An 18,193-nucleotide genomic window follows, 5' to 3' on the forward strand; every position below is an offset into this window, starting at 1 on the left:
AAAATAGTTTGTAATTTAGCCTTTAAATTGAACTTAAGATAAATGAGGATATTAGTCATTCAGCAAAAAAGAATTGGAGATGTATTAACAAGTACAATAATTTGTAACAACTTAAAAACAAAGTTTCCGGATGCCGTGATAGATTACATGTGCTATCCAAATTCTGTTGATGTACTAAAAGAGAATCCAAATATTGACAATATAATTCCGTTATCTAATAAGGTAAGAAAATCAATCCCTTCATTATTTAAATTTATTTTTCAGATTCGAAGAAAAAAGTACAATGCCGTTATTGATGTATATTCGAAATTAGAAACTAATCTTATTACAGCATTTTCGGGAGCAAAATATAAAGTTTCGTATCATAAATGGTATACTAAAATATTCTACAATTATACTTATGAGCGCTTTGATGCCATAGCATCTAAACACGGATTGGCCATCGAGAACAGATTACTGCTTCTTAAACCCTTTATATCTGAAAAAATTACAGATGTAAAACCGAAGATTTTTTTAAAAGAATCTGAAATCAATGAAGCCAGACAACTTCTAAAAAGCCACAATATCGACAGTGAAAAACCACTAATTATGTTTGGAATTTTAGGAAGTGAAGGCTACAAAACATATCCTTTAGAAGGAATGGCAAAAATTATAGATTTTACCGTTGCAAAAACTAACGCTACAATTATCTTCAATTATATACCGGACCAGAAAGAACAAGCTCTCGAAGTATATAATTATTGTACTGAAGAAACAAAAAAACATATTGCATTTGATTTGTATTGCACTGAATTACGACCTTTTTTAGCATTACTTTCTCAATGCGAAATGCTGATTGGTAATGAAGGCGGCGCGGTAAATATGGCAAAAGCACTTGAGATCCCAACTTTCTCGATATTTACGCCTTCTGTCAGAAAAGAAACCTGGCAATTATTTGAAAATGAAGCAAAAAATGCTTCGATTCACTTAAAAGATTTAAAACCTGAAATATACGAGCAACATACAGAACAATATATTAAGGAACATACATTTGAATATTATGCTGAATATCCTTTGCCTCTAATGCTTGAAAAATTAGAAACTTATTTTCAGGAATATAAAAATTAACTGATACGATATTATAAAAAAAGGACAGATAATTTATCTGTCCTTTTTTTTGTTACTTATCAATATTTAATTCGGTTTTGCATCTAATGACGCAAAAGAAATATTTAAAAAAATTATTTCTTCCAGAATTTAAGTTTCTTTTTGAGACGTTTTTTTCTATAAAACTGTTCCTGAAAATCAGCGGTATATTTCCACAGCGTATCAAATGTTTTTTGCTCAGATTCAGGGTATAATTTGGCATATTCATTACTCATTACAGCAACCATTTCTTTTAAGGGAGTTAAACGGCACAAATTTTTCATTCGCATTTCGAAAGTCATTGATTCATGAAATTCCATTCGGTTTAAATCAACCAGAAAAAAGGAATAATTCCCATCTAAATTCTTCCTGATCAACGTATTTCCGGGTGAATGATCCAGGAATTCTATTCCTTTTTCATGTAAATCAAAACTAAATCTGGTAAACTGTCGCAATATATTTTCACGATCCGGATAATCCGGAATTTCTACCAGTTCTCTAAAAGTAAGTTCTGTAACTAAATGCTCGCTTACATAATAACTGTCTCTTAATCCAAGCCAGTTAAAATTTTCAAGAAAAGCAATTGGCTGCGGTGTTCCTACACCTTTATTTAATAAAATTGTAGCGTACTCAAAAGAACGCCTTGCTTTTGATTTTCGAAAATATTTATAAGCGATTTTATTTATCAGATTAGGTATTTTAAACGACTTAATATTAATTGTTTTATCCTTTAAATCAAATAATTTTATGATATTGCGCTGTCCATTACCAAAAAGAATTCCTTTGTTGCTAAATGCATTAATTGTATCAAGTATTGATGTAGTCTCTGTAGTAAAAATGGGATTTACTTTAAAATTCATGGGAATATCTTTATGAACAACAAAAATACACATACAATTTAAGACTTCAAATTAATATTGTATTTTCGTGAAAAATTAAATCAAATGGCATATCAAAAAAGTGTTTTTTTAGAAACTCATAATATCAACAACAGAGCTGGCGGTTTGGGAACTTTTAATTATGAACTAATTAAAGGTTTATCTGAATTGGAATTTGATGATCTTAAACTAACATTGAATGCCTCTGATATAAAACTTCTTGAAAGTGAATTTGGCAAAAAATTCAACTACAATAAATACAGCAGTTTATCGAGAATGAAGTTTTTTAGAATTCGTAAAAAATACGACTTATGGCATTCTGTAAATCAAAATATAAAGGTTGAACCTTATACGTGTAAAAAATACCTATTGACGATTCATGATGTAAATTTTACTGAAGAAGTATCTGCAGATATAAACCATAAAAGGAATAAACTTTTTTTAGAAAAACTGAATAAAGCAACTGCAATTACTTATATATCAGAATTTTCAAAAAAACAAACACATCAATATTTTGATGTTCCAAATGTTCCGGAATATGTTATCTACAACGGAAATCCGATTACAAACTTAATCGACACATCTTCATATGTGGCAGATGTTCCGGTTGATAAGCCATTTTTTTATACTATAGGTGATTTTATCGAGAGAAAAAATTATGAATCTATTATTAATATGATGAAATTAATAAAAGACTACAATTTGATTATCTCCGGTAATAATAACAAAAAATATGGTGAAGAAATAAAAAAGCTAATAAGCGATAACGGATTAACAAATCAGGTTTTTTTAACCGGAAAAGTGACAAATGAAGGCAAACAATTTTTCATGAAAAACTGTACTGCATTTCTTTTTCCATCTATTAGAGAAGGATTTGGTTTACCGCCAATTGAAGCAATGAGCTTTGGAAAACCAACTTTTTTGTCTGATAAAACTTCATTACCGGAAATTGGTGGAAGCGCCGCTAAATACTGGTCTAATTTTGACCCTGAATATATGAAAACGGTATTATTTGATGGATTAAACAATTTTGAAAATAATAAACAGGAACTGGAAACAATATTTAAAGAAAGAGCTGCAAGTTTTAATTGGAAAACTGCTGCTAGTGAGTATTTGGAAGTCTATAGAAATATTTTACAATAATATTTCATATTCGTAATCAAACTAAACTGGCATCAAGTATTTAGATCACTAAAATACCGTTTAATGATCTTCAAATCATTACAATACAATACAAATTATGCATATAACCCTGGTAAGTCTCGATAATTTAGGCATGAATGCCTATATTGCCACAACTCTTGAAAAACAAGGACATATTGTACATCATATTAATTTTAGAGATTATAAGTACAAATATCCTTCTGTATTTCACAAAGCCTATAATTTTATTTTAAAAGCTTTTTTTAAAACAAATTTAAAGCACCAGCATCACGGGAAAGAAATCATAAAAGAATTACAAAAAAACAATCAAATTCAAGATGTAATCCTAACCATCAAAGGTGATTTTATAGATCCAAAAAGCATCTTGGAATTTAGAAAATATGCTAAAAAAACAATCGGTTTTTTTAATGATAACATCTATCGCTGTCCTAACATAAAACGAGTTATTCCTTCTTTTGATGAAGTTTATTCATTTGAGAAAGAAGATTGCGAAAAATTTGATCTTAAGTTTGCTCCCAATTGGATTTATACGAGCAATAATGAAATCGCTGACAAAAGCAATTTTGAATATGATGTTTTTACCATTGGTTCAATCGATAATCGATTACCAATCCTGGAACGAATAGCGGAAGAATTAAAATCGAAACAAATCAATTTTAAGTTTATTACCTATTCAAAAAAACATAAACCTACAGATGGCGCTATAACTTACATCAATAAGTTTATACCATTATCAGAAGTAGATCAATATATAAGCCGTTCAAAAGTTTTATTAGACATTAACAGAGCCGGGCAAATTGGTTTGACTTTTAGGGTTTTTGAAAGTTTAGGTTTAGAAAAAAAGCTTATTACAACAAACTCTGATATTAAAAATTATGACTTCTACAATCCTAAGAATATTTTAATAATCGACGAAAAAAATCCTGTTATTCCTGTAGCTTTTTTCCAAAACGACTACGAAAAAATACCGGATTCCATTTTTAATAAATACACTTTAAAAGGCTGGATCGACAATGTTATATTCAAAAAATAACATTTAAAAAGCGTTATCAAATAAGTAAAATCTTCAAAAAAATCAAAAGTTATCTGATTTTTTTGAGGATTTTTTTTATGATATATCAACCTAAAAATGACAATGCATTGATTAAAAGACACTTACAACTTGTTAATGTTCTTAATGAAATTTTCAGGATAAGAAATATCAATTTTACACTATTATTCTTTCAATTATAATACATCATTCAGTATGTTTGCAAAAAAATAAATACCACCTGCTTACTTTTACAAACACTGTACTTTGGTGCTATTCAATATTGTATTCAATGAATTTCACCATTACGGCTTTTTTGCTTCCTATAGTAGTTGTTCTAATTGTATCAGTTTTGCTTGTAAATAAAATTGTAAAAACAGATTTAACTGAGATCCGTTATCCCGAAATTGATGGATTAAGAGGTTATTTAGCATTTTTTGTTTTCCTGCATCATAGTTATATCTGGCAGGCATTTTTAAAAACTGAAAATTGGGAGGATCCAAAATCTAATTTGTTCAATCAATTTGGAGAAACAACAGTTGTATTCTTTTTTATTATTACAGCTTTCTTATTTATCTCTAAATTAATCCATAATAAAACTGGAGAAATCGATTGGTCAGATTATCTTAAATCGAGGTTTTTCAGGCTTTTCCCGATGTATATATTCTCAGTAATTATCATTTTTATTTTAGTTGCCTGTTTAACTCAATTTACAATACGAGTACCTTTTATTGAAAACCTAAAAAGTATATTTTCATGGATATTTTTTAACGTAAGCAAGAACAACTCAAATTTAAACGGATTAGAAGATACTTTTATATTAAATTCAGGAATAACCTGGACATTACCTTATGAATGGACTTTTTATTTTTTATTACCACTTATTGCATTGTGGTTTAAAATAAAAGTAAACTTAAAAGCCGTATTAGGTTTTACTGCAGCAGCAGCCATAATCATGATTATAAACAAATCATCTTTAAGACATTTTATGCCATTCGTGGGTGGTATTGTTGTTGCTTTCTTAGTTAATACCAAAAAATTTGAAGCCGTTTTAAAACAAAAAAAGTATACCGTTTTAGCCATTGTATTATTAGCATTATCTGTTTATTTCTTTAATGGCGGCAGAAAACCAATTCAGATTGTTATATCGTCTATTGTATTTTTGATCATTGCATCAGGAAACAACTTTTTTGGCATTTTATCAAGCGGATTTTCACGTAAATTTGGGCAAATAACATATAGTTTATATTTGTTACACGGTATTTTACTATTTATTATATTCTATTTTATCATAGGTTTTGAAAGAGCAAAAATGCTAACCAATGCAGAGTTTTGGCTGATAATTACAGCATCGGTTTTTCCTCTTACACTTATTTGCCAACTTACTTTTAAGTATATCGAATTGCCTTTAATGGCACTTTCGAAGAAAGAAAAAATCAATAAAATCATAGCAATTAATTATTCTGCTAAGTCTGAAAAATAATTCATCATCTTTTATTTATACCTTTGCACCATAATTTAGCATGCAAAAACAAGTATATAATTTACAGAATGAACGAAGAAATAATAAAAGCATACGAGGTCATCAAAGAAGGCGGAATCATTCTTTATCCTACTGATACTGTTTGGGGAATTGGTTGTGACGCTACAAATCCTGAAGCTGTGGCCAAAATATACAAACTTAAGCAGCGCGCAGAAACGCAAAGTATGATTGTATTGATGAATGGGGAGAAAATGATGTATAATGTGTTTAAAAACATCCCGGAAGTAGCCTGGCAAATTTTAGATTTATCCGAAAAACCAACAACTTTAATTCTGGATGAACCTAGAAATGTGGCGCCAAATATTATTGCTGCAGATAATTCATTAGGAATTCGCCTGGTAAAGGAGCCTTTTTGCTTTAAATTATTAGAACGAATGAAAAAACCTTTAGTTTCTACATCTGCAAATATTTCAGGACAGCCTACTCCTATTGCTTTTAAAGATATTAGTCCTGAAATCGTTAAGGGAGTTGATTATGTAGTTAATCTGTATCACGATAAAGTAGCCGGAAAACCATCAACTATTATAAAACTGACAAAAGATTCACAGGTAAAAGTGATTCGAAAATAATTTTAGATTTGCAGATTTTAGATTTTATATTATTTAAAATCTGCAAAAAAAACTTTGAAACTCAGAAACTTTAGATAGCTTTCAAACTCTCAATCAGCCAGTCAATATCTTCTTTTGTATTGTAATGACTAAATGAGATTCTAAGATTTGGAAGTTTTAAATCTGTTTCAGAGAGCATTTCTTTCAAAACATGCGAAGGTTTAATGCTTCCTGATTGACATGCACTTCCTCTTGAAACAGCAATTCCTTTCATATCCAGACTAAACAAAAGCATCGAAGTTTTATCTGCAGAAAAAGGTAAAATGATATTGATAATATTATAAAAATCATCTTTTTTTCCATTGATCCTAAAGCCTGAAAAATGTTTTTCTAACTGATCAATCAAATACATTTTCAACTCAGCTATATAGGCTCTTTCCTGATCTAAATTTTCATAAGATAGCGATAACGCTTTTGCCATTCCTGCAATTTGATGCACCGCCTCAGTTCCTGCACGAAGTCCTTTTTCCTGTTCTCCACCAAAAATAAGAGGCTGTAAACCTGAGTTTTTTCGAATAAAAACGAATCCAACTCCTTTTGGACCATGAAATTTATGTGCGCTTGCCACTATAAAATCAACCGGAATCTTTTGCAAATCGATCTCTGTTTTACCAACAGACTGTACCGTATCTGAGTGAAATAAAACATTATATTGCTTGCAAATAACACCAACCCTATCCAGATCAAGAATAGTTCCTGTTTCGTTGTTTACATGCATTAAGCTTACAATAGTCTTTTTTTCCTGAGCCAATAAATTAGACAAATGCGTTAAATCAATACTTCCGTCCGCATGTATATTGACATAATCTACCTGAATATTATACTCAGATTCTAATACTAATACCGTATGCAAAACGGCATGATGTTCTATTCTGGAGGTAATTATGCGTTCTATTTTAAGGTCTTCAACTGCAGAACGCAGAATCCAGTTATCAGCTTCAGTTCCTCCTGAAGTAAAAATAATTTCTTGTGCAGAACAATTTAAATGTTTGGCAATACTTTTTCTGGAAAGTTCTAAAATAGTCTTTCCGTTTCTTCCAAAACTGTGAGTAGAAGAGGGATTACCAAAATCTTCTGCCATAACTTTAGTCATTTCCTGAATCACTTCAGGACGCATAGCAGTTGTAGAGGCGTTATCGAGGTATACTTTTTTCATTGATGCAAAGTTATGAAATATCAATTGTCTAATCTTAAATATCATTTGCGAAATTTTTCACTATTTTTGACGTCAAATAAAATTACGATGAAAAAATATGCAAGCCTTCTATTATTCGCGCTATTACTAAACGGCTGCGATGACGGTGATTTAAAAGTAGACACGATTGATTTTGATGATACGAGCATTGTATCTCAAAGCTGTGATCCGCTGACCAATAATCTAATATACAGACTAAAATCTCAGGAATCTTTGCTGATTCAATTACCAAACGATAAAATTATCAATGATCCTACACCAACAAATACACCATTAATCTATAACATTGACAATACAACTTATCGTGTTGTGTACAGAGCTTATGATGGTACTGTCGCTACGGCAAATATTTGTGGTGCAATACCGCCAACATCGCCTAAAGTAACAGAAGAATGGCAGGCAACTGCAGGACAGATCGTGATCGTAACTACGCAGCAAGCTACTACTGCAGATGACGGTAGCACTAAAATTACAGGATATGCTCATAACATCTCTTTTAAAAATATCACTTTTTTAAAACCTTCAGGGCCACAAGTTGAGGAAGAATTTAGTTTTGGTACTTTTAATACAACAGTTACTCCGGTAGTCGTAAGTTTTAGCGATGAAAATGCAGATTATTGTCCGGATACAAAGAAAATTTACAACGATAATACGGTATCTTCTTTAGTTCTTGAAAACTTAGCCGATGGTTTGATTGTAAATGAGGCTACTCCTACAGGTACACCAAGAACTAGTTTAATCAATGCAAACGGTGCAAATAAACTTTATTACAGAACTTATAGCGGTGCTTTGCCAGCTGATACAAAAAGTTATTTTTGTATAGAAAAAACACCAACAACACCTGCAATATTAGATACATGGTTTGGTCAGGACGGACAAGTAAATGTAAGTGGAATAATTGAAGTTACGACGACAAACGACCTTAAAGTTTTCAGACATAAAGTGGTGCTTAGAAATGCAACTCTTCAAAAAGGAAACAGTACTTTTAAACTTGCAACTACATTTTTATTAGGAACGGTAACTACAATAGCACCATAATATTTTAAAATTTCCAATTTATTTCCACTTGTAAAGAAAGGAATTTATTCTTACAAAAAACGTCCGTTTTTCGAGCTGATTTTAATGTGAAATCAGGATGAAAAACGGACGTTTTTTTATGCTTTAAAATAAACAAATCAAGCCTTGAAAAAATATTTTATTTATTGTTTTGCCTAAAATAAACTTCGGTGGCACCTAAGCCATATTTTTGATAATTGGCATCCTGAAAATCTATTCCGTCATAACGGCCTAATAAAAAATCAAGTTCAGCTTTTAGAATTCCTTCACCAACACCATGAATAAAAACAATTTTTGGAATCCTGTTTCTGATCGCGAATTCAATGTGTCTTTTTGCTGTTTCAGTCTGCAGAGTCAGGATATCATAATTTGACATTCCGCGTTTATTGGGAACTAGTTTTTCGATGTGCAAATCAAATTCCGGAGCCGCTATTTCACGTTTATCCTTCTTTTCCTTGACAAAACTTCTTGGTTTTGGCTCGGTTTTCTCTTTTGTAACTTCATCTAAATCAATTCTTTTAATAGAATTCATTAAATTACTGGAATCCTGTATTTTAATCAATTCGTTGACAAAAAATGTCATCGTAAATCCGTCTTCAGTTTCAATCAAAACTTCCTTATCTTTCACAGAAACTACTGTTCCGTTTATGGCTTCGTCCAGGACGGAAACCTTATCTCCTTTAGTCAACATCTTGTTCTTCTTTTTCTTGATTTTTACTTGGTGTTTTTGCACTCAACTGCATCATTCCATACATGAAAACTGCAATTGCAATTACCATTATATAGATATTTTTTTCTGCTGAAACCTGCTCGTATAACGCAACCGAAATCGCAAGAATCATTATTAAAATTTTAAAAGCTTTCATATTTAAATAGATCAGGATTCAAAAGTATGAAACTTTAAAATAGTAGTTCTACTCTCTTGAAATCATAACACGTTTTTTTTTATTGCTTTAAATAAAAACGAACTTCTAAAATTCAGAAAAACACAGCAATTTACTTGTCTCAAAAAAACTTAAAAAGATGAAATTCAAAAGCCTGTTTTTACACTTTTTAATTCTTACTTTTTACACCACTTTTTTATAGTGCTAAAATTTTAAATTCTGAATTAAAATTTTAATACTTTCAATACTAAATTTATTTACGATTACAGTACAAATAAAAAAAACCTCTTCAAAATCCTGTTCCCTAAAAATATCCTTATTGATATTGGGAACAAAATTTAAAACAGGTTTTAAATGCTATTTTTGTAAGAATTTATTTTTTAATCTGATTCAGAATATCATTCATCATTTCGATTTGTACTTTCTGGATTTCAATTAATTCTTGTTGCTGATGCATAATCAAATGATCAATTTTATCATGGATCATTCTAATTTCTAATTCGGATTTCAGGTTAATCATATAATCCTTTTTAGCACGGTTTCGATCTTTTTCTTCCTGACGATTTTGGCTCATCATAATTACCGGAGCCTGCAATGCAGCAATACAGGACAAAATCAAATTCAGCAAAATAAACGGATAAGGATCAAAACCTTTATTAACCAAAATATAAACATTGGCACCAATCCAGACGATGATAAAAAGCAAAAATGAAATAATAAAAGTCCAGCTTCCGCCAAAGTCAGCAACCTTATCGGCTATTTTTTGACCAAAGCTTCTTTTCTCTTCTTCATCCTCAACAATGCTGACTATAGACTTATCTTCTTTAAGTGATGTTATCACACTTTTTTCAAGATCAGAAAGTGTTCCAATTTCTGTAGACAAATAGTTCGATACGTATTTTTGGCGGTATTCATTCAGCTCTTTTACTGCAATACAATCGCTATCATTAAAAGCGGGATAATCTTTAATGATAAGCCCTAAAATGGGATCATGAATAGATTTTCCCCAAATTTTCTCACTTTCAGGAAAAGAAAGATTAGAAATAGCACTTTTAAAAGTTGAATTATTTTTCATTTTATAATTTTTACCGGCTAAATTACGCATTTAACTTCTTAAGAATCATATAAAAAATACTGCCGCATATTTCTTTTATTTATCACAAATACAATTCTCACAACAAAATTTCTTTAGATAAATCGTATCCTTATTTACAAAAAACGCATTACTTTTAACGTTTTAAATTATCCACTCAATTTTACAATTGTGACAAAAGAAATTATCATACAAAATATAAAAGCTTTAAAAAGCCATTCTAATATAAACTACGGGATCAAGACCAAAACAGAAGATTTTACCGAGAAGCTTTTTTATACCCTTTTTGATTCGAATGCAGATTTAGACAAAAGTATAAATGAACTTGAAATTTGCTTTAAAGAAATTGCCGTTTTAGCCTGCAAAAAACCAGAAAACTTATGCGAATCGATCTGGGACAGATTTCTGGAAAAATTACCCGGTGTACTCGAAAAATTAAATAACGATGCAGCGTATATTTTAGAAAATGATCCGGCATCAAATAGTATCGATGAAGTTTATTTGGGGTATCCCGGTTTTTATGCCATTGCAATTTACAGACTGAGTCACGAATTATACCATCTCGATTTATTGCTGTTTTCGAGATTGATGAGCGAATACGCACACAGGATTACCGGAACAGATATTCACGCCGGTGCTCATATCGCTTCTCCGTTTTTTATCGATCATGCAACCGGAATTGTTATTGGAGAAACGACCGTAATAAAAAAACATGTAAAAATTTATCAGGGAGTTACTCTGGGCGCTTTAAGTGTAAGTAAGGAAATGAAAAACGCCAAAAGGCACCCTACCGTAGAAGCTAATGTTTGTATTTATGCGAATGCTACAATTTTAGGAGGCGAAACTATTATTGGAAAAAACAGTATTGTGGGAGGAAATGCCTGGGTCACGAAATCGATTCCCGAAGGTTCTATTGTAACCAACACAACTACAACTGAAGTTAAAATAAAAGAAATAAAATGAATACACAGAAATTGCTTAACCTGATTGGAAATACTCCTTTGATGGAAACTGTCAATCTGGTTAAAAATAAAAATGTAAAGCTTTTACTGAAATTAGAAGGAAATAATCCCGGCGGAAGCGTAAAAGACAGAGCTGCCTATAATATGATTGCTGCTGCCCTTGAAAGAGGCGATATAAAAAAAGGTGATAAACTAATTGAAGCAACAAGCGGTAACACAGGAATCGCGCTGGCGATGATCGCACAATTATTTCAAATCGAGATTGAATTGATCTTGCCGGAAGATTCGACAAAAGAAAGAACTCAAACAATGCGTGCTTATGGCGCTACAGTGATTTTAACGCCTGCTAGCGAAGGAATTATTGGTTCAAGGGACTACGCCGACAAAAAAGTGGCAAAAGGCGGTTATATCATGCTAAATCAATTTGCAAATGATGATAACTGGAAAGCACACTATAAAACTACAGGTCCTGAAATCTGGAATGATACTGATGGTACTGTAACCCATTTTGTATCTGCAATGGGAACAACGGGAACAATCATAGGAACATCGACTTATTTAAAAGAAAAAAATCCGGCAATTCAAATTGTTGGCGCGCAACCAAGCGACGGATCCCAGATTCCCGGAATCCGTAAATGGCCTCAGGAATACTTGCCTAAAATATTTGATGCCTCAAAAGTAGACTCTGTTATAGATGTCAGCGAAGAAGAAGCACGTCAAATGACCAAACGATTAGCTCTTGAAGAAGGTATTTTTGCAGGAATGAGCAGCGGAGGTTCTGTTGCCGTTGCCCTGAAAATTGCCGAAAAATTAGAATCAGGTGTAATTGTTGCCGTTATCTGCGATCGCGGCGATCGTTATTTGTCTTCGGATTTATTTGATTAAGGAAAGGTTCAAAGACGCAAAGGTTCAGAGGTACAAAGTTTTTTTAAATTAATACCAGAATCTTTGCGTTTTAAAAAAATCACCGGATATAAAAAAGACGCACTGCTGTGCGCCTCTACAGAAAAACGTTTGAACAAAAAAACTGCGATTATAAAAAAGACGCACTGCTGTGCGTCTCTACAGAAAACCTTTGAATCTTTGCCACTCTGAACCTTTGAAACTTAAAAGAAATGCTCTACAGAAAACTAGGAAAAACAAACTTCAATATATCTGAAATTTCACTTGGCACATGGCAAGTTGGAGGAAAATGGGGATCTGCTTTTGACAATAAAACGGCAGATGAGCTTTTGAATACTGCAATTGACAATGGCGTGAATTTTATTGATACTGCAGATGTTTATGAAAACGGATTAAGCGAAACAGCCGTTGGTAGAGTTGTCCGTTCCCGCTCTGAAAGAATTTATGTGGCAACAAAATGCGGGCGTCATATTAATCCGCATGTCAGTGAAGGATATCAGCCAAAAGTGCTTCAAAAATTTGTTGAAGACAGCTTAAAAAGAATGGGATTAGAAACACTGGATTTAATTCAGCTGCACTGTCCTCCTACTGAAGTTTTTTACCGACCTGAAATTTTTGAGCTTTTTGATCGCTTAAAAGATCAGGGTAAAATTTTGAATCTTGGTGTTAGCGTAGAAAAAGTCGAAGAAGCCCTGAAAGCTATTGAATATTCGAATATAACAACAGTTCAGATTATTTTTAATTTATTTCGTCAACGTCCTTCTCAATTATTTTTCTCTGAAGCCAGAAAGAAAGATATTGGGATTATTGCGAGGGTTCCTTTAGCAAGCGGACTTTTGACAGGTAAGTTTGATGCTAAAACTACTTTTGATGTTCAGGATCATCGAAATTTTAATCGAAATGGAGATGCTTTTGATAAAGGAGAAACTTTTTCAGGAATAGATTATGAATTAGGACTAAAAGCTGTTGAAAAACTTAAAGCATTATTTCCTGAAACCACAAATCTTGCGCCTATCGCTTTACAGTGGATTCTTAGCTTTAAAGATATTAGCTGTATTATTCCGGGAGCTTCGACTGCCAATCACGTAACGTCTAATTTATCAGTTTATGATTTACCGGGATTAACTCCTGAGAAAATTGCCGCAATGAACAACATTTACGAAGAATATATAAAACCTTCTGTACACCAGCTCTGGTAGTTTTTAAAAAGACTGATTGTATAAGATAACGGTTATTTGGCTTTTAGCACGCAACCATTTCTAAATCAAATCATCTAATAATAAAACTAACTATAAATCACTACCATGAAAAAATTAAGTTTTATATTATTTGCCATTTGCGTAACATTTGCATCATGTTCCAACGATGATAGTAACATTCAGGAAAAAGATGCTCAGGAATTAGAAAAAATGCATCAGGAGATTATCACACTTTCTTTAGTGAATTCAGAACCTTGTACTGATTCAAAAAACTGGGATTTTACCGCTCTTGGCACTAAATCATGTGGAGGTGTTGCCACTTTTATTGTCTATTCTAAAAAAATAGACAAAAATGCATTTATTGCTAAAGTAAAAGCATATACAGATGCAAAAACTGCATTTGATAAAAAATACAACATATCATCGACCTGTGAAATTATATTGCCGCCAAGTAGTATTGAATGTATGGATGGCAAACCCAAACTAATCTACGGAAGATAGTATACAAAATATTTTAAATAAAAAACCTCGTTTTAATTCATATAAACTAAAACGAGGTTTTTTATTTTTTATTCCGTATTACATTTCAAACTCAATCCTAAACTCAGCACCTTTATTTTTGCCTTCGCTGGTTGCACTAAGTTTTCCTTTGTTTTTTTCGATGATCTTTTTACATAAATACAAACCAATTCCTGTCGAAGATTCGTTTGCAGTTCCCAATCGGCTCATTTTAGTAAATTTCTTGAACAATTCATCAATCTGATGTTTATCAAAACCAATTCCTTTATCAGCAACAGTAATTATTAGTTTAGAGTTTTCATTAAAAATCCGAACCTTAACTTCGCTGTCAAAATAAGAAAATTTAATGGCGTTACTAATTAAATTTACCAATACCTGAATCAGCAAACCTTCATCAAGCCTTAGTTTAGCTTCGACAAGTTCTAAACTCAAATTCAGTTTTATATTTTTATCTATCAAACGCTGTTCAACCTGTTCATTTATAAAAGGCAAAATTCCCGGAAATAAAATCGTTCTGATTTCCTGATTTCCTTTTACAACACGATCTTGTTCCTGCAACAATTTGATAAAATTCTCGATGTATCGAAATTGTAAATTTGTCGATTCACAAATTAGCTCTGCCAATTGACGGATTGAATCAGAAGGGTTTTCGCTAATAATTAAGTTTGCCAAACCTTGCGGATTTCCTGCAAAATTTTTTAAATCATGCGAAAGCATATATATCAAATCCTGTTTCTCGTTTATAAAACTTTCGGCTTCATAAATAGATTCCTGAATATTACACAACAACAATCCGGCTTCATCAGTATATTCTGTTGGTAAAATCGATAGTTTTCTATTATTCCTGTAATCATCTAATGCTTTTGAAGCAATTGAAATTGGTTTAATAAGCTGATTTAAAACCAAAAGTGTTATTAAAGTAGCCAACAAAGTCATCATTAGGGAAAAAACCAGAATTGAAGTAGGCGAAACACTATGATTATAATAAAGGACAAAAAACAAAATCCCGATAAGGGGAATATGTATTCCTATAAAAGCAACAAATAAAAATTTGAACGCATAACTTTTTTTCAAAAAGCTAATTTGTGAAAGATTATGATACAACTTCATAAAAATATAACAATCTATAAATTAAAAATAGCAGATTTGGGCTAATTGCTAAAAACAAAGTTAACTTTTAAAGTCAATTAAAATAATAAATTAGACAATTTGATAAAATATTTGAAAAATTAAATTTGAAAAAGTTTACAAACCCTTATTTTTGCGCTATGGGAAGAAAAAATACAGACAAAGTTGTCTTTCATCAAATTCAGGTTCTGGATGCCGGAGCAAAAGGAGTATCAGTAGCAAAAGCTCCTGACGGAAAAGTAATCTTTATCCCGAACGTAGTTCCGGGTGATGTAGTTGACGTGCAGACTTTCAAAAAAAGAAAAGCCTATTATGAAGGTAAAGCCGTAAAATTTCATGAATTATCAGAACATCGCATTGAACCTATTTGCGATCATTTTGGAATTTGTGGTGGATGTAAATGGCAAAATATGAAATACAGCCAACAGTTGTATTACAAACAAAACGAGGTAAAAAATCATTTACAGCGCATAGGAAAAGTTGAACTTCCTGAGTTCGAAACTATTTTGGGTTCAGAAAAACAGTTTTTTTACAGAAATAAAATGGAATTTTCGTTTTCTAACGCTCGTTGGTTAACCGAAAAAGAAATAGAAAGTACCGAAGATTTAGGAAACAGAAATGCATTAGGATTTCATATCCCAAAAATGTGGGATAAAATTCTTGATATTCAAAAATGTTATTTACAGGAAGATCCTTCTAATGCCATTAGAAACGAAATCAGGGATTTTGCAAACGAACATAATTTAGCTTTCTTTAATCCAAGAGAACAATCTGGTTTATTGAGAACTTTTATGATTCGTACGGCTTCGACTGGTGAAATCATGGTTTTGATTCAGTTCTACGAAAATGACAAAAAAAATCGTGAGCTACTTTTAGATCATCTTTACGAAAAATTCCCTCAGATTACCTCTTTGCAATATGTCGTAAACTCGAAACAAAACGATACAATTTACGATCAGGATATCAAACTATATAAAGGTAGAGATTATATCCTTGAAGAAATGGAAGGTTTGAAATTTAGTATTAATGCTAAATCTTTTTACCAGACCAACTCTGATCAGGCATATGAATTATACAAAATAACACGTGATTTCGCCGGACTTTCAGGTAACGAAACCGTTTATGATTTATATACAGGAACAGGAACTATTGCTCAGTTTGTCTCTAAAAAAGCAAAAAAAGTAATTGGTGTAGAAAGTGTTCCTGAAGCAATTTTAGATGCTAAAGCTAATGCGGAACGCAATAATATAACGAATTGTGAGTTTTTTGTAGGTGATATGAAAGTCGTGTTTAACGAAAGTTTCATTGCACAACACGGCAAACCGGATGTTATTATTACAGATCCGCCAAGAGATGGTATGCACAAAGATGTTATTGATCAAATCTTAAAAATTGCTCCTCAAAAAGTAGTTTATGTAAGTTGTAATTCAGCAACACAAGCACGTGATTTAGCTTTAATGGATGAAAAGTATAAAGTTACACGCGTTAGACCGGTTGATATGTTTCCGCAAACGCATCATGTCGAAAATGTTGTACTTTTAGAACTTCGATAACAAAATTTAAATGAAAAAAATAATCTCTCTTTTATTAGTCTTTACTTTTGGTTTATCCAGTTGTGAGAAAGATGATATTTGTGATGCAAATACACCCACTACTCCCAGGTTAGTGATTTCGTTTTTTGATATTACAGCTCCAACAGTGGCAAAAAATCTAACTAATTTAAAGGTAATTGGCGAAGGACAAACTAATGGAATTATTTTTAACGAAAGCGGTACAGATATTACTAAATATTTAACCAGCGGCAATACCGTTTCAATTCCGTTAAAAACTGATGCAGATACCGTTACTTATACTTTTATTTTAGACTCGGGGAATGCTAATCCGGCTGCAATAAATACAGATGTGATTAAATTTAATTATACACGTCAAAATGTATATGTATCCAGAGCTTGTGGTTTTAAAACAATTTTCACATTAAACCCGGCAATTACTGAGCCGCCATCAGCACCATTTGAGCAAACAGATCCAGGTAATGATGGACTTTGGATGCAAAGAGTTATTGTTCTACAATCTAACGTCGAATCTGAAAATGAAACACATATTAAAGTATTATTTTAGTTTTTTCTTATTGTTTACAATGTTTTTGGGTCAGGCCCAGGAAACATCAAAAAAAACAGTAACAAAAGAAGTTGTTAAGGAAAAACCAAAACCTGAAACTGCGAAACCTGCTATCCAGGAAGTACAAAAAGACAGCATCAAAACAGATCGCTATGGTCTTCGCGTGGGAGTTGATTTATACAAACTGACTCGTGGTTTATATGATAAAGATTATAAAGGAATTGAGGTTGTAGGTGATTTTCGTTTAACGAAAAAATACTATATCGCAGCTGAACTTGGTTTTGAAGATAAAACTACAGATGATGACAGATTAAACTCTACAGCAACCGGAACCTATATTAAAGGTGGTTTTGATTACAATACGTACCAAAACTGGCTGGACATGGAGAATTTAATCACAATAGGTTTACGAGGTGGTTTTAGTACATTTAGCCAACAATTAAACAGCTATAAAATTTACAACCCAAATCCGTATTGGGGAGAACAGCCGGCAATTGCAGCCGGTCAAAAATATAACGGACTTACGGCGGGATGGCTTGAATTTGCCGCAGGATTAAAAGCAAAAGTTTTTAATAATGTCTTTGTAGGATTTGGCGTTCAGCTAAAACTTTTGGTAGCAAATTCTAAACCTTCCGGTTTTGATAATTTGTATATTCCAGGCTTTAACAGAACTTACGACGGAAGTTTTGGAGTAGGTTTCAATTATACTGTTTCTTATTTTATTCCTCTTTACAAGAAAAAAACCATCATTCCTGCCATTATAACGAAGGACGCCCCTAAAAAGTAAT

The 18,193-nt window shown here is 32.0% G+C and carries 19 protein-coding genes; 13 read left to right on the plus strand and 6 right to left on the minus strand.

Annotation, left to right across the window (positions count from 1 at the left end; translation table 11 throughout):
• The first annotated feature begins 42 nt into the window (after positions 1-42).
• The gene (locus BXU01_RS02965; RefSeq protein ID WP_083691623.1) at positions 43-1,107 is read left to right on the plus strand and encodes a glycosyltransferase family 9 protein; all 1,065 of its coding nucleotides are present in this window, start codon (positions 43-45) and stop codon (positions 1,105-1,107) included.
• Between the two features lie 113 nt (positions 1,108-1,220).
• Here BXU01_RS02965 and BXU01_RS02970 read toward each other — a convergent pair whose 3' ends face one another.
• A complete protein-coding gene (locus BXU01_RS02970; protein ID WP_083691869.1) occupies positions 1,221-1,985 on the minus strand; it encodes a lipopolysaccharide kinase InaA family protein in 765 nt (254 codons plus the stop codon).
• 84 nt (positions 1,986-2,069) lie between these two features.
• Here BXU01_RS02970 and BXU01_RS02975 point away from each other — a divergent pair, with 84 nt between their 5' ends.
• The 4 genes from BXU01_RS02975 (at position 2,070) to BXU01_RS02990 (ending at position 6,309) form a co-directional block, all read left to right on the plus strand.
• Positions 2,070-3,146, plus strand: coding sequence for a glycosyltransferase family 1 protein (locus tag BXU01_RS02975; RefSeq protein ID WP_083691624.1), 1,077 nt, complete (start codon positions 2,070-2,072; stop codon positions 3,144-3,146).
• Between the two features lie 97 nt (positions 3,147-3,243).
• Positions 3,244-4,200: a hypothetical protein gene (locus BXU01_RS02980; RefSeq protein WP_083691625.1), complete on the plus strand. Its 957-nt coding sequence runs from the start codon at positions 3,244-3,246 to the stop codon at positions 4,198-4,200.
• A gap of 289 nt (positions 4,201-4,489) precedes the next feature.
• Positions 4,490-5,680, plus strand: a complete 1,191-nt coding sequence (locus tag BXU01_RS02985) for an acyltransferase (protein WP_083691626.1) — start codon at positions 4,490-4,492, stop codon at positions 5,678-5,680.
• Between the two features lie 68 nt (positions 5,681-5,748).
• Positions 5,749-6,309, plus strand: coding sequence for an L-threonylcarbamoyladenylate synthase (locus BXU01_RS02990; RefSeq protein ID WP_083691627.1), 561 nt, complete (start codon positions 5,749-5,751; stop codon positions 6,307-6,309).
• Positions 6,310-6,379: 70 nt separating this feature from the next.
• Here BXU01_RS02990 and BXU01_RS02995 read toward each other — a convergent pair whose 3' ends face one another.
• Positions 6,380-7,504, minus strand: a complete 1,125-nt coding sequence (locus tag BXU01_RS02995; RefSeq protein WP_083691628.1) for a cysteine desulfurase family protein — start codon at positions 7,502-7,504, stop codon at positions 6,380-6,382.
• Positions 7,505-7,591: 87 nt separating this feature from the next.
• Between BXU01_RS02995 and BXU01_RS03000 the strand changes: the two genes are divergently transcribed.
• Complete coding sequence (locus BXU01_RS03000; RefSeq protein ID WP_083691629.1) at positions 7,592-8,581, plus strand: hypothetical protein; 990 nt, start codon at positions 7,592-7,594, stop codon at positions 8,579-8,581.
• Positions 8,582-8,738: 157 nt separating this feature from the next.
• Here the strand turns inward: BXU01_RS03000 and BXU01_RS03005 are convergent, their stop codons facing one another.
• The 3 genes from BXU01_RS03005 to BXU01_RS03015 form a co-directional block, all read right to left on the minus strand.
• A complete protein-coding gene (locus BXU01_RS03005; RefSeq protein WP_055098144.1) occupies positions 8,739-9,290 on the minus strand; it encodes a Smr/MutS family protein in 552 nt (183 codons plus the stop codon).
• Positions 9,280-9,465: a hypothetical protein gene (locus BXU01_RS03010; RefSeq protein ID WP_055098145.1), complete on the minus strand. Its 186-nt coding sequence runs from the start codon at positions 9,463-9,465 to the stop codon at positions 9,280-9,282. The genes BXU01_RS03005 and BXU01_RS03010 overlap by 11 nt, the downstream gene beginning before the upstream one ends.
• Before the next feature lie 391 nt (positions 9,466-9,856).
• Positions 9,857-10,558, minus strand: coding sequence for a DUF1003 domain-containing protein (locus BXU01_RS03015; RefSeq protein ID WP_056252186.1), 702 nt, complete (start codon positions 10,556-10,558; stop codon positions 9,857-9,859).
• A 189-nt stretch (positions 10,559-10,747) separates the two neighbouring features.
• Here BXU01_RS03015 and BXU01_RS03020 point away from each other — a divergent pair, with 189 nt between their 5' ends.
• From BXU01_RS03020 to BXU01_RS03035, 4 genes are all read left to right on the plus strand, one after another.
• Positions 10,748-11,539, plus strand: a complete 792-nt coding sequence (locus BXU01_RS03020) for a serine O-acetyltransferase (protein ID WP_083691630.1) — start codon at positions 10,748-10,750, stop codon at positions 11,537-11,539.
• Positions 11,536-12,423: a cysteine synthase CysM gene (gene cysM, locus BXU01_RS03025; protein WP_083691631.1), complete on the plus strand. Its 888-nt coding sequence runs from the start codon at positions 11,536-11,538 to the stop codon at positions 12,421-12,423. Before BXU01_RS03020 ends, cysM begins: the two co-directional genes overlap by 4 nt.
• A gap of 230 nt (positions 12,424-12,653) precedes the next feature.
• A complete protein-coding gene (locus BXU01_RS03030) occupies positions 12,654-13,640 on the plus strand; it encodes an aldo/keto reductase (protein WP_083691632.1) in 987 nt (328 codons plus the stop codon).
• Positions 13,641-13,745: 105 nt separating this feature from the next.
• A complete protein-coding gene (locus BXU01_RS03035) occupies positions 13,746-14,141 on the plus strand; it encodes a hypothetical protein (RefSeq protein ID WP_055098149.1) in 396 nt (131 codons plus the stop codon).
• 78 nt (positions 14,142-14,219) lie between these two features.
• Here the strand turns inward: BXU01_RS03035 and BXU01_RS03040 are convergent, their stop codons facing one another.
• Positions 14,220-15,233 carry a sensor histidine kinase KdpD gene (locus BXU01_RS03040; protein WP_255373694.1) on the minus strand — a complete coding sequence of 338 codons (1,014 nt, stop codon included), beginning with the start codon at positions 15,231-15,233 and terminating at the stop codon, positions 14,220-14,222.
• Positions 15,234-15,427: 194 nt separating this feature from the next.
• Here BXU01_RS03040 and rlmD point away from each other — a divergent pair, with 194 nt between their 5' ends.
• The 3 genes from rlmD to BXU01_RS03055 are packed head-to-tail and all read left to right on the plus strand — an operon-like array spanning position 15,428 to position 18,192.
• Complete coding sequence (rlmD, locus tag BXU01_RS03045; protein WP_083691634.1) at positions 15,428-16,840, plus strand: 23S rRNA (uracil(1939)-C(5))-methyltransferase RlmD; 1,413 nt, start codon at positions 15,428-15,430, stop codon at positions 16,838-16,840.
• A gap of 10 nt (positions 16,841-16,850) precedes the next feature.
• A complete protein-coding gene (locus BXU01_RS03050; protein ID WP_083691635.1) occupies positions 16,851-17,405 on the plus strand; it encodes a DUF6452 family protein in 555 nt (184 codons plus the stop codon).
• Entirely contained in the window at positions 17,377-18,192 is an 816-nt protein-coding gene (locus BXU01_RS03055; RefSeq protein WP_083691636.1) for a DUF6048 family protein, read from the plus strand. Before BXU01_RS03050 ends, BXU01_RS03055 begins: the two co-directional genes overlap by 29 nt.
• The last annotated feature ends 1 nt before the right edge of the window (position 18,193 follow it).

Source organism: [Flexibacter] sp. ATCC 35103, assembly GCF_001975985.1.
Lineage (GTDB): Bacteria > Bacteroidota > Bacteroidia > Flavobacteriales > Flavobacteriaceae > Flavobacterium.